Here is a 12,339-nt window from a genome sequence, read left to right as displayed (position 1 = left end):
GACGGTCAGAGCTCCGGCGACCAGCGGTAGAGGTCGCGCAGCAGGGCGATCTCGGCGCCGTGGTGCAGCAGTTCCTGGTTGACCCACCAGACGATCTCCCAGAACGGCTCCTCCGCGTCGCCGCCGTACGGGTAGCCGCAGTACCCGACGGTGTCCAGCGTGGCGTCGTCCGCGGCCAGCACGGCCGCCCGCCATGCGGTGGCCGCAGCGTCGAAGGCGGCGATCGCGGACTGCGCGTCGCCGCTCGCCCGGTAGTCGTCCCTGGTGAGCGAGCGACTGCCGCCTGCGTGGTCGGCGCGCAGCAGCAACATCTCGGTGAGGTGGCTCAGCCGCCACGCCAGGGTGGTGAACCGGGCGGGCTCCGGGGGCGGGTAGCCCGCGCCGTCCCGTCCCCACTCGCCGCCGCCGACCAGCTGCGTCGCGCCCTCGCCGGGCCCGTCCGCGTGTCGCCGCACCGACCAGCAGCCGGGCACCGGTTCCCACCGGTACTCCTCGTCCGTGAGCGGCGTGACGGCCACCCGGGTGCCGTTGCCGCTGTCCAGGGTCGGACCGGCCAGCCGTTCGGTGAGGCGGGTGCGGGCGAAGTCGAACTCCGACAGCAGGGGGACGAGTCGGGGTGGCAGCGTCATCGGGCGGCTCCTGGGCGCGGGTACGGGCGTACGGACGGTGGGCAGGACCCGGCGCACGCTGCCACACCCGGCCGCGCGGCCGCGACCGGTTTTCCGGCCCGAGGGCGGGGAGTTGCGGCGCGCCACGGGCAGGCCTCGCCGACGCGCGGCGCGGTGCGGGTGACCAGCCGTCCGACGAGCGGCCGCAGACGGTCGCCGGAACGCCACCGGCACGGACGGTCCGTGGACACGACGACGCCGCCGCACCCCGGAAGAGGGGTGCGGCGGCGTCGGGGTGCCCGGGACGGACGGGCTTACTTGCCCAGGCCGGCCTTGACGGAGCAGATCGGCCAGGCGCCGGGGCCCTGGGCGGCGAGGACCTTCTCGCCGACGGCGATCTGCTGGTCCTTGGTGGCCTGGTGGGCCTGCGGAGCGTACGCGGTGCCGCCGAAGGCGGCCCAGGTGCTGGAGGTGAACTGCAGGCCGCCGTAGAAGCCGTTGCCGGAGTTCACGGCCCAGTTACCGGTCGCCTCGCACGCGGCGACCTTGTCCCAGACCCCGGCCGGCGCGGCGGCCGCCCACATGGTCGACGGCGCGTGACGAACCGCCCGCCTTCGGTGCCGAAATCGCCGCGCCGGTCGGCGCTCCGGGTGGCGCGCGCCACAGCCCTCACCGGGAGTGCCCCCTCCACCCGCGCGCGCAGTGGCGGGCATAGCCTCAGGGCCATGAGCAACGAGAGCGATGCAGAGGATGTGGCGGCCGTCGGCGGCGCCGACGAACCCGGGGTGGCGGTCGCCCCCGCGGGCTTCGAGCTGGGGACCGACGGGCCCAAGGTGATCCTGGCGGGGCTGGACGGCTCCGACTCCTCCTGGCGCGCCATCGCGTACGCCGCCGGACTGGCCCGCAGGCAGGGCGCCGCCCTCGCGGTCGCGTACGTCCAGCCCGTCCTCGCCGCCGCCACCGCCTTGGCCGGGGTCGCGGTGGAGGAGACCACCCAGGAGATCGCCGACGAACTGCTGGCCGCGCTGCGCGAGGCCGAGCACCGGGTGCGGGAGGTGTGGCGGGTGGAATGGCGCTTCCTCACCATGCGTGGCGACCCCTATACGGGGCTGGCCAAGCTCGCGGACGAGCTGCGGGCCGACGCCGTCGTGGTCGGCGCCTCCGAGCAGGCCGGACACCGGGTGATCGGCTCGGTGGCCGTGCGGCTGGTGAAGTCGGGCCGCTGGCCGGTCACCGTCGTCCCGTAGCGCCCGTCCGGCGCGTCCGGCGCGATCGGAGGGGTGGGTCGTGGGCCGGTCCGGGCCGCCCGGCGGGCGGCCGGGTGGCGGCGGGTAGGGTGCGTGACCATGACGGAAACGCCGGGCGCGCACCCCACCGGGCCCGCCCACCCGACCGGCAGCGACCTGCACCTCGACCTCCCCGCCGGCGGCGGCCGCCGCGCCGCGCTGATGGCGGCCCTGCGCGAGGCGATCCGCAGCGGCCGGCTCGCCCCCGGAACCCGGCTGCCGCCGTACCGCGCGCTCGCCGCCGACCTCGGCCTGGCCCGCAACACCGCCGCCGAGGCGTACGCCGAACTCGTCGCGGAGGGCTGGCTGACCGCCCGTCAGGGCTCCGGCACCGCCGTGGCCGAGCGCGCCGAGCCCGTCCCGCCGACCCGGGCCCGCCGCCCCTCGGTACGGCCCGGGCCCGTGCACGACCTGCGCCAGGGCCAGCCGGACGCCGCGTCCTTCCCGCGTGCCGCCTGGCTGGCCGCCGCCCGCCGGGCCCTCACCATGGCGCCCCACGAGGCCTTCGGGCCCGGCGATCCGCAGGGGCGGCGCGAGCTGCGCACCGTCCTCGCCGACTACCTGGCCCGCGCCCGCGGGGTGCGCGCCGACCCGGACCGGATCGTGGTCTGCTCCGGCTTCGCCCACGCACTGCGGCTGCTGTTCGACGGCGGGGCGCCCGTCCTGCCGCCCGAGACGAACGGGCGGCTGGCCGTCGAGGCGTACGGGCTGGGGTTCCACCGAGGGCTGCTGGCCACCGCCGGGGTCGCCACCACGCCGCTGCCGATCGACGATCACGGCGCCCACGTCGACGAGCTGGCGCACCACCAGGACGTCCGGACGGTCCTGCTCACTCCCGCCCACCAGTTCCCGACCGGCGGGCCGCTGCACGCGGGCCGGCGCGCCGCCGTGGTCGACTGGGCGCGCGGGCGCGGCGGACTGATCCTGGAGGACGACTACGACGGCGAGTTCCGCTACGACCGCCAGCCGGTCGGCGCCGTCCAGGGGCTCGACCCCGAGCGGGTGGTCTACCTCGGCTCCGTCAGCAAGAGCCTGTCGCCCGCGATCCGGCTCGGCTGGATGGTGCTGCCGGACCACCTGGTCGACCGGGTGCTCGCCGCCAAGGGTGAACGCGAGGGCTGGGCCAGCGCGTTGGACCAGCTGACCCTGGCCGAGCTGATCGACTCCGGCGGCTACGACCGGCACGTGCGGCGGATGCGCCGCCGCTACCGGGAGCGCCGCGACCACCTGGTGGCCGCCCTGGCGGCGAGCGCCCCGCACATCGGGGTCTCCGGCATCGCGGCCGGGCTGCACGCCGTCCTGCGGCTGGAGCCCGGCACCGAGCGTTCGGTGCTCCAGGCCGCCGCCTACCGGGGCCTGGCCCTCGACGGGCTCGCCGACTACCGGCACCCGGGGATCGGGCCGGAGGCCATGCCGGCCGCGGACGGCCTGGTCGTGGGCTACGCCGCGCCGCCCGACCACGCCTACCCGGCGGCGCTCGCCGCGCTCTGCGACATCCTGCCGCCGCTCGCCTGAACCGGTCGGGTCGGGCGGCCGGCTTCAGGTAGGGGCTCGGGGTGGCCGGGTTCGGGCAGCGGCATTCGGGCAGCCGGGCTCAGGTGGCCGGCGAAGGATAGGGCCCCGGGCGGGACGGCGGGGGCGGAACGCGTCCGGGACGGTCCACGGTGTCCGCCCCCGGCTCGTGCGTCGGTACGGATCCGGGCGGAGCGGGGCAACGGAACCGGTACCGCCCCCTACGCTCCTTGGTCATGCGCAGAACACATTTGAGCCGTGCCGCCCTCGCCGCGTGTCCGGCCCTCGCCGTCGGTCTGCTCCTCTCCGCCACGCCCGCCCAGGCCGACACCCCGCTGCCGTTCACGGCCGTCTCCGACCGGCAAACAACCGTCCGGGGCGGCGAGTTCACCCTCACCCTGACGCTCAGCAACCCGTACGACACACCGATCCAGTTCGTGTACCAGAGCGTCCAGCCGACCTACCAGACCAGTCTGGAGAACGGTCTCAAGTTCACCGCCACGGCCTGCGGCACCCAGACCAACGGGTGCAGCGACAACGTCCACGGCGGCATCGCCCGGTACAACGTGCCGCTGGCCCCGGGCGCCACGAGCAGCTTCACGGTCACCTACACCGTCGCGCCGGACTCGGCCTGCGGTGCTCAGACCCGGATCGACTTCTATTCGTACCTGTACTACGAGTACCAGGGAGGCGAGGCCAAGAACTCGGGCATCGTCGGCATCCCCGGCAGCCAGATCGCCTGCGCCTGACGCACCGCCCGGCCTGGCCCTCCCTCCCCGTCGCATCCCCGTCGCACCCCCACTGCGCATCTCCCCGTTCCCCCGTCAGGTGCCGGCCGCCCCCGTACCGGCACCTGACGGGCCATTTGCGTGTGCGGGCGCGGACGGCGGGTGCCGGAGGCGCAGGTGCAAGGGCGAACGGATGTTCTCGCGCTCTGGGGCCGACCGGGGTCGGACTGCTCCAGATTCACCCTATCGGGGGGTAGTCGGCCTCCGCGTGGGCCTGGCCGGGTCCTGGTGATCTAGGGTTCCGCATGGGCCGCCGGGAGACGGGGCCCGTGATCGCGATGAGATCGCCAACACCCCCACCAATACGCGCATCTGATGATCCATCATGACATCAGCCAGGGTGGACCGGTACGACTCCGACGCCGTACGGCCCTGACCGCGTGATCCGACCAGACGAATGGAGATCCTGCCGATGCCCGTGGACGCGAGCCCGGAGACACAGCAGGTCACGCAGCAGTCCAGCCTCACGACGGCCGCTGCCCGCAACCTTGCCACCACGACCAAGTCCGCGCCGCAGATGCAGGAGATCACCTCCCGCTGGCTGCTCAAGGTGCTGCCCTGGGTGCAGGCCGCAGGTGGCGCCTACCGCGTCAACCGACGGCTCACCTACACCGTCGGCAACGGTGTGGTCGAGTTCATCAAGACCGGTTCCCAGGTCCGCGTGATCCCCGCCGAGCTGGGCGAACTCGCCCTGCTGCGGGGCTTCGAGGACGAGGAGGTGCTCACCGCCCTCGCCGACCGCTGCGAGCAGCGCGACTTCGGCCCCGGCGAGGTGCTCACCACCCAGGGCGAGGCGGCCGACCGGATCTTCCTGATCGCGCACGGCAAGATCAACAAGATCGGCACCGGCAAGTACGGTGACGACACCGTGGTCGGCGTGGCCGGCGACGGCGACCGTTTCGGCGACGACGCCCTGCTGAACCCGGACGCGGTCTGGGAGTACACCGCGACGACCGCCACCGCCGGTGTCGCCCTCACCCTGACCCGCAGCGCCTTCGCCGCCATCCGGGACAACTCGCCGAGCCTCCAGGCGCACCTGCTGTCGTTCCTGGCCCTGCCGCAGCAGGCCCAGAACGAGCGCGGCGAGGCCGAGATCGCCATGTCGGCCGGCCACCACGGCGAGTACGAGCTCCCCGGCGCCTTCGTGGACTACGAGCTCAAGCCCCGCGAGTACGAGCTGAGCGTCGCGCAGACCATCCTCAAGGTCCACACCCGCGTCGCCGACCTCTACAACGAGCCGATGAACCAGACCGAGCACCAGCTCCGGCTGACCATCGAGGCGCTGCGCGAGCGCCAGGAGCACGAGCTGGTCAACAACCCGGAGTTCGGCCTGCTCAACAACGCCGACTTCGACCAGCGGATCCAGACCCACTCCGGCCCGCCCACCCCGGACGACCTGGACGAGCTGCTCAACCGCCGCCGTGACCCCGACTACCTGCTCGCCCACCCGCGGACCATCGCGGCGATCGGCCGCGAGTTCAACGCCCGTGGCCTGTACCCCCACCATGTCGACCTCGGCGGGCAGCAGGTGCCGGCCTGGCGCGGGGTGCCGATCCTGCCCTGCAGCAAGATCCCGATCACCAAGGAGAACACCAGCTCGATCCTGGTGATCCGTACCGGTGAGGACAACCAGGGCGTCATCGGCCTGCACCACACCGGCATCCCGGACGAGTACCAGCCGTCGCTGTCGGTCCGCTTCATGGGGATCGACGAGAAGGCGATCATCTCCTACCTGGTCAGCGCCTACTACTCGGCCGCGATCCTGGTGCCGGACGCGGTCGGCGTCCTGGAGAACGTCGAGATCGCGCACCGCCGCCACTGACGACGGCCTCCGCCGGGCCCGGGCCGTAACCGGTCGGCCCGAAGATCGTTTGACCTGATGACGGACGGCCCGCCCCTCGAAGGCGGGCCGTCCGGCTGATCGTGCCTGACCGAATCCGACTGCGGGACGGTCGACTGTGCCGCGTTCCGGCTCTGGTCAGACCCTGCTCCGATTCCGTCCGACCCCGTTCCGACCCCGTTCCGACCCCGTTCCGACCCCGTTCCGACCGTGTTCCGTCCCCTGGCGACCCGAGAGGTGAGTGGAGCCCATGCCGCAGCGCCGGCAGTCCCGACGGATATCGCAGGACGGCGGTGGGGGCGCGGCCTCCGGGCGGCGGACCCGGGTGATCGGCGCCGCGGTCGGCGTGGTCGCGATCTGTGCCCTGGTCAGCGGTGCCGCGGCGGCCGGTGCCGGACGCCACGGCGGGGAGCACCCGTCCATTCCTGCCGTCGACTCCTGCGTCTGCACCGGGACGGACGTGTCGGTGCAGGTCGGCCCGGGCGGGGACGTGCACGTGGGCGTCGACGTGGAGGTCCAGGTCGGCGTCACCGTCGCCCCGACGGCCGACGGTCGGAACCAGGGGCCGAGGCCCCCGCACTGGCACCACCCGTGCCACACACCGAGGGCCGCGCCCGGTCCGGTGTCGCCGTCGCCGTCGGCCGCCGCGGGGCTCCGCCACCAGCCCGGCCGCCCGGACGACGAGCACGGCGGGCATGAGGGCCACGACGGACACGGGGACGACGACGGGGACTGGTGGCCTCACCACCATCACCACCCGCACCCCTGCCCGACCACCCCGACACCCATGCCGACACCCACGCCGACCCCGACACCCACCCCGTCGCGGCCCCCCACGCCGACTCCGACACCGAGCTCGCCGCCGGCTCGTCCGACGCCCGCGCCCGTACCCCCGCCGCCGGCGTCGCCCGCACCTCCGCCGCCGCCCGCACCGGCGCCGGCCGCGCCACCCCCCGCGCACCCCGCGCCGCAGCCGCCCGCGCCCCTACCCTCGGCCCCGGCGGCGCCCGCGCCCCAACCACCACCGCCCGCACCCGTGCCGGCCCCGGTGGTGTCCGAACCGGCGCGCCCGAGCCCGGCGGTGCCGCCGGTCTACCCCGTGCGGGTGGCGAAGCCGCTGGCCCTGCCGCAGCACCACCACAACACCCCGGTGACCACCACCATGCTGCTGGTCACCGTGCCCGCCGTCCTGGCGGCGGCGGCCCTGCGCCCGGGCCGTGGACGCGGCCGCTCCGGGCGGTCCTGAGCACCCGGCCGCCAGCGGCCCGGCCCGGCGTGACCGCCGACCCGTCCACCGACCCGGCCCCGGGGCTGAGCCAGGCCGGTCGGGCCGGGCCGGGGCCCGGGGCCGAACCCGACATTCCTGTTCCGTCACAAGCCAAGCCAGAGAAGGGAGTTCCCATGTCCGAGTGGCTGGCATTGACCATCGCCATGGCGGCGGCCTGTGCCGTCGTGGTGGCGGTGGTGCTGCTGCGGCACCGCAGGGTGGGCGCCGAGAAGAACGTCGGCGAGACCCCGGACGTCATCGAGTACATCACGATGATGATCGGCGTGGTCTACGCGATCGTCCTCGGTCTCGCCATCGCGGGAGTCTGGGAGGCGCGCGGCGCCGCCCAGGACGACGTGTTCCGCGAGGCGCAGTCGATCCAGGAGGTGAGCGACCGGGCGGTGGTCTACCCGGCCGACTTCCGCGACAAGGTCCGGGCCGACGTGGACGCCTACGTCTCGTACGTGGTGAACGTCGAGTGGGACTACATGCGCGAGCACGGCGAGATCTCCGAGAAGGGGACCGAACTGCTGGACAAGCTGCGGGCGGACGTCGCCACCCGGCCGCCGGCCTCCGAGCTGGAGTCGCAGTCCTACCAGCCGATCATGGACCGGATCAGCCAGGTCGACGACGCCCGCAACTCGCGCGGGCAGAACGCCGGCCCGACCATGCCCGGGGTGGTCTGGTTCGGCCTGATCACCGGCGCCGTGGTGACTGTCGGTATGCTGTTCGCCCTGCAGATCCGGCGCACGCCACGGGAGTTGATCCTGGCAGGCTGTTTCAGCGCGTTGATCGCGTTCCTGCTCTTCATGATCTGGGACTTCGACGATCCGTTCGGCCGGAGCGTCTCGGTGACCACCCAGCCGTTCGTCGACCTCTTCCCCTCCCTCGGGCTCAAGGGCTGAGCCGCCCCGGGCGCGAGGTGCGGGCCGCGCGGGTGGGCCCGGTTCCGCCCCGCCGAGCGGCACCGGGCCCGCGCGGAATCCCGCGCGGGCCCTGCACCGTGCCGGACGTCAGCGCAGGCTGGCGTCCACGGAGTTGAGCAGCGTGCCGGAGGCGTCGTCGTTCTCCAGGGAGAAGGCGAACATGCCGCCGAGGCCCTTGCTCTTGGCGTAGGCCCCGCGCGCCTGGATGGCCTGCGGGGTGTCACCGGTCCAGAAGTCGGTGCCGTCGTAGACCCAGCTGCTCTCGGTGACCGGGTCCCAGTGGGTGGTGGCGGCGGTCGGGTTGAGCTCCTTCCAGGCGGCCAGTCCGGCCTCCTGGCTCAGCGGCTTGGCGGCCGTCGGCCCGGTCGCGCTCTGGTACAGGCCGTAGTCGGAGCCGGCCGGGACGCCGGTCCAGCCGCGCCAGTAGAACGGGATGCCGAGCACGATCTTGTTGGCGGGGAAGCCGCCGGGGATGCCGTACTCGGGCAGGCCGGTGGTGTACGCGGCGAGCATGGTGTCCACGTTGTACTTGCGGGTGCCGGGGGTGATCGGCGTGGTCGGGTCGGCCGGACTGTCGTGCAGGGGGTCCTGGTGGTTGGTCGGGCCCTTGGCGTCCCAGGCGCCGTGCATGTCGTAGGACATGACGTCGGCGTAGTCGAGGTAGCTGCCGATCTTGTCGGTCTCCAGCTGGGCGATCTTGTCCTGGCCGCTGGGCAGCGCGACGGTCAGCAGGTAGCGCTTGCCCTGGGCGGAGCCGAGCGCGTCCAGCTGGGTGCGGAACTCCTTGAGCAGCAGGGTGAAGTTCTGCTTGTCGGCGGGGGAGTAGTGGTTGCCGGTGTGGCCGCCGGCCGAGGCCGGGTACTCCCAGTCGAGGTCGATCCCGTCGAAGATGCCGGCCGCCGAGGCCGTGCCGCCGGAGGCGTCCCCGGCGACGCCGGTCGGCAGGTTCCCCTTGAGGAACATGTCGAGGCAGGAGGAGACGAAGGTCTTCCGGGAGGCGTCGGTGGCGGCCGCGTCGGAGAAGTACTTGGAGTACGTCCAGCCGCCGATCGAGAGGGTGAACCGCAGGTTCGGGTACTTGGCCTTGAGCTGGCGCAGCTGGTTGAAGTTGCCCTTGAGCGGCTGGTCCCAGTCGTCGGTGCTGCCGTCCACGCTGGTGCCGGAGGTGTAGCCGTCCTGGTAGTCCGCGTAGGCGTCGCCCGCACCGTCACCGGCGTTGGGGTTGTTCTCGTTGGCCGAGTCGGAGGCCTTCACGGTCTGGAAGCAGGTGAACCTGGTGGGGTCGATGTTGGCGAACGCGTAGTGGATGACGTCCAGCTTGCCCGCGGAGCCGCTGGTGTCGACGTTCTTCGGGTAGTACGCGTTCTCGTAGATGCCCCACTGGTCGAAGTAGGCGGAGCGGACCGGCTGTTGGGCGGGGGCGGCGGCGGTCGTGGTGCTCACCGGCGCGGACTGGGCGGAGGCGTGGCCGCCGGAGTAGCCCTGGATGCTGAAGGTGTAGGCCTTGCCGGGCAGCAGCGAGCTGACGGCGACCGAGGTGCCCATCGAGGTGGCGACCAACTGGCCGTTGGACCACACCTTGTAGGCGACCGGGCCGTCACCGCTGGTCAGCGTGGAGGGCTGCCAGTTGAGCACCACGGCGCCCGCGGTGACCTTGCTGACGGTGACACCGGTCGGCGTGGTGACCTTGCCGTCCCCGGCCGGGCCGCTGGCGGTGGCGGTCGGGCTGGTCGATGCGGTCGGGCTGCCGGACGCCGTGGGGCTGCCGGACGCGGTCGGGCTGCCCGAAGAGGTGGGACCGGCCGGGCCGGTCAGGCTGAGGTCGTCGGCGTAGTAGGTGCCGGTGCCGTACCAGCCGTGGGTGAAGACGGTGACCGAGGTGGCGGTGGCGCCGGTGGTGAAGGTGGTGCTCAGCTGGTTCCAGCCGGTGCCGCCGGGCGTCCAGACCGAGGAGTTGACGCCCGTCCCGATGGCGCCGAGGTAGACGTAGCTGCCCTGGACGAAGCCGGACAGGGTGTACGTGGTGTTCGGCTGGACGGTGACGGTCTGCTGGCACTGCGCGGTGTCGGAGGTGGACGCGGCGCCGCTGAGCGCGTAACTCCCGCCGTGCACCGGGGTGGTGACGACGGACCCGTTGGCGCAGGTCCAGCCGGCCAGGGCGCCGGCCTCGAAGTCGCCGTTGGCCAGCAGGTTCACCGGGGCGGCGGAGGCGGGGGCGAGGGTCAGGGCGAGCGCGACGCCGCTGGTGCTGAGGGTGGCGGCGAGGGCCAGGGCGGTGGCCCGTCTGCGCGGTGCGGCCCGGCGCCCGACGGACTCCTGGGTGGGCCGTGCGGGCATGACGCGGTCGTGCATGCGGTGTCCTCCGGATGCGTGGGGGTTCCGGCGGTGCGTGGCCCGGGTGGGCCGGGGGAGCCGCCCGGACGCGGTGGGGGCGCGCGGGCAGGGCGGAGCGCTGACGGACGGTACGCGGGCGCGGCGGGCCGACCGGCCCGCTCGCGTCACGACATCACAGATTGGACTGGACCAATATTCGCCGTCAAGGGTGTCCGCCCGCTGGACCGGGCCCGGCCGCCCCCGCCCGGGCCCGGTAGGTTGACCGCTACGGAGCAGGCCCGCCGAACGGAGGACTCGCCATGGACAGCCAGGACTGGGACGACCGCTACGCCGCGAGCGAGCTGGTGTGGGGCGTCGAACCCAACCGCTGGGTGGTCCGCGAACTGACCGGCCGTACCCCCGGTCACGCCCTCGACCTGGCCACCGGGGAAGGCCGCAACGCCATCTGGCTGGCCACCCAGGGCTGGGAGGTCACCGGGCTGGACTACTCCGCCGTCGCCCTCGAACGGGCCGAGCGGCTCACCGCCGACCTGCCCGACGAGGTCGCCGACCGGCTCACCTGGCGGCACGGCGACGCCCGCAGCTATGAGGCCCCGGCCGCCGGCTACGACCTGGTCCTGGTCGCCTACCTCCAGGTCCCTGCGGAGGACCGCCGGGCCGCGCTGCGCCGCGCGGCCGCCGCACTCGCTCCCGGCGGCACCCTGCTGGTGGTCGGACACGATCTCGGCAACCTCACCGAGGGCGTGGGCGGCCCGCAGGACCCGGCCGTGCTGTTCACCCCGCAGGACGTCCTCGCCGACCTCGCCGACCAGGGCCTGCGCACCGTCCGGGCCGAGCGGGTGCACCGGACGGTCGGTGCGGAGCCCGGGCACAAGGGCGAGGGCGGCGGCGTCGCGGTGGACGCGCTGGTGCGGCTGGAGCGGGGTGCCGAGTGACGGCGCGACCGGCCCGGCGGACGCTGCTCACCGGCCTGGCGGCCGCCGTCCCGGCGCTGTTGGCGGGCTGCTCGGGTTCCTCCGGCAGGTCGGGCAAACCCGGTGGGAACGCCTCGGCGGCGCGGGCGAGCGACGCCGGTGGCGAGGCCTTCGTGATGATCATCCGGCACGGCGAGAAGCCGGACGGCGCCCACCCGGGACTGGACGAGAACGGCAGCCACGACGGCAAGTCCCTGACCGAGCGCGGTTGGTCCCGCGCCCGGGCGCTGCCCAGCCTGTTCGCCCCGCCCGCCCCCGGCCTGCGCACGCCCGCCCGGATCCTCGCCGCCGCCGACCAGGGCCCGCTGGCCGGAGCGCACCGGATGCGGCAGACCGTCACCCCGCTCGCCGCCAAGCTCGGGCTGACCGTCGACACCGCCTACGCCGAGTCCCAGGAGACCGCGCTGGCCGGCGCCGCACTGGCCGGCTCCCAGCCGGTCCTGATCTGCTGGGAGCACTCGCGGATCCCGCGGATCGTCGAGGCGCTCGGCGCCGCCGGCAGCGGCGCCCCCGCCACCTGGCCGGACCGCTTCGACCTGGTCTGGGTGTTCGCCCGCGCGGCCGGCGGCGCCTGGACCTTCCGCGAGGTCCGCCAGCACCTGCTGGACGGCGACGCCTGATCCACCCGTGGGTGTACGCGCACTGATGTTCCGTCAATTAGCGTGACAGACATGAGGATTCGCGCGTTCTTCGGCGCCGCGGCCGTCGCGGTGCTGCTGCTCTCCGGCTGTGGCGGCTCCGGCTCCGAGGGCGGGCCGCAGCCCCGGCCGACCAGGGCCACCGGCACGGTGCCGACCGGCGGCG

General features: G+C 74.0%; 10 protein-coding genes and 1 pseudogene. 8 read left to right on the top strand and 3 right to left on the bottom strand.

Going from position 1 to position 12,339, the window contains the following annotated elements; all coding sequences use genetic code 11:
* Positions 1–5 precede the first annotated feature (5 nt).
* A complete protein-coding gene (locus tag ACIOJE_RS03315; RefSeq protein ID WP_280680706.1) occupies positions 6–629 on the bottom strand; it encodes a DinB family protein in 624 nt (207 codons plus the stop codon).
* Between the two features lie 302 nt (positions 630–931).
* Positions 932–1,186 (bottom strand): annotated as a pseudogene (locus ACIOJE_RS03310) (transglycosylase family protein); the annotation flags it as partial.
* A 147-nt stretch (positions 1,187–1,333) separates the two neighbouring features.
* On the opposite strand from ACIOJE_RS03310, the gene ACIOJE_RS03305 reads away from it, so the two are divergent.
* The 6 genes from ACIOJE_RS03305 (at position 1,334) to ACIOJE_RS03280 (ending at position 8,206) form a co-directional block, all read left to right on the top strand.
* A complete protein-coding gene (locus ACIOJE_RS03305) occupies positions 1,334–1,855 on the top strand; it encodes a universal stress protein (protein ID WP_280680704.1) in 522 nt (173 codons plus the stop codon).
* A 99-nt stretch (positions 1,856–1,954) separates the two neighbouring features.
* Positions 1,955–3,409 (top strand): PLP-dependent aminotransferase family protein, encoded by a 1,455-nt coding sequence (locus ACIOJE_RS03300; protein ID WP_400772977.1) that lies wholly within the window; start codon positions 1,955–1,957, stop codon positions 3,407–3,409.
* A 233-nt stretch (positions 3,410–3,642) separates the two neighbouring features.
* The gene (locus ACIOJE_RS03295) at positions 3,643–4,155 is read left to right on the top strand and encodes a hypothetical protein (RefSeq protein WP_280680700.1); all 513 of its coding nucleotides are present in this window, start codon (positions 3,643–3,645) and stop codon (positions 4,153–4,155) included.
* Between the two features lie 451 nt (positions 4,156–4,606).
* The gene (locus ACIOJE_RS03290; RefSeq protein ID WP_280680699.1) at positions 4,607–6,016 is read left to right on the top strand and encodes a family 2B encapsulin nanocompartment shell protein; all 1,410 of its coding nucleotides are present in this window, start codon (positions 4,607–4,609) and stop codon (positions 6,014–6,016) included.
* Positions 6,017–7,139: 1,123 nt separating this feature from the next.
* Complete coding sequence (locus ACIOJE_RS03285; RefSeq protein WP_280680697.1) at positions 7,140–7,280, top strand: hypothetical protein; 141 nt, start codon at positions 7,140–7,142, stop codon at positions 7,278–7,280.
* Between the two features lie 155 nt (positions 7,281–7,435).
* Positions 7,436–8,206 carry a hypothetical protein gene (locus ACIOJE_RS03280; protein ID WP_400772974.1) on the top strand — a complete coding sequence of 257 codons (771 nt, stop codon included), beginning with the start codon at positions 7,436–7,438 and terminating at the stop codon, positions 8,204–8,206.
* 108 nt (positions 8,207–8,314) lie between these two features.
* Here ACIOJE_RS03280 and ACIOJE_RS03275 read toward each other — a convergent pair whose 3' ends face one another.
* Positions 8,315–10,579: a glycosyl hydrolase family 18 protein gene (locus ACIOJE_RS03275; RefSeq protein ID WP_400772973.1), complete on the bottom strand. Its 2,265-nt coding sequence runs from the start codon at positions 10,577–10,579 to the stop codon at positions 8,315–8,317.
* A gap of 281 nt (positions 10,580–10,860) precedes the next feature.
* On the opposite strand from ACIOJE_RS03275, the gene ACIOJE_RS03270 reads away from it, so the two are divergent.
* Both ACIOJE_RS03270 and ACIOJE_RS03265 read left to right on the top strand, forming a co-directional pair.
* Positions 10,861–11,496, top strand: coding sequence for a class I SAM-dependent methyltransferase (locus tag ACIOJE_RS03270; RefSeq protein WP_280680692.1), 636 nt, complete (start codon positions 10,861–10,863; stop codon positions 11,494–11,496).
* Complete coding sequence (locus ACIOJE_RS03265) at positions 11,493–12,155, top strand: hypothetical protein (RefSeq protein WP_280680690.1); 663 nt, start codon at positions 11,493–11,495, stop codon at positions 12,153–12,155. The genes ACIOJE_RS03270 and ACIOJE_RS03265 overlap by 4 nt, the downstream gene beginning before the upstream one ends.
* Positions 12,156–12,339 lie beyond the last annotated feature (184 nt).

This window comes from Kitasatospora sp. NPDC087861 (assembly GCF_044742585.1).
Lineage (GTDB): Bacteria > Actinomycetota > Actinomycetes > Streptomycetales > Streptomycetaceae > Kitasatospora.
This window is presented reverse-complemented; position numbering and strand designations above follow the sequence as displayed.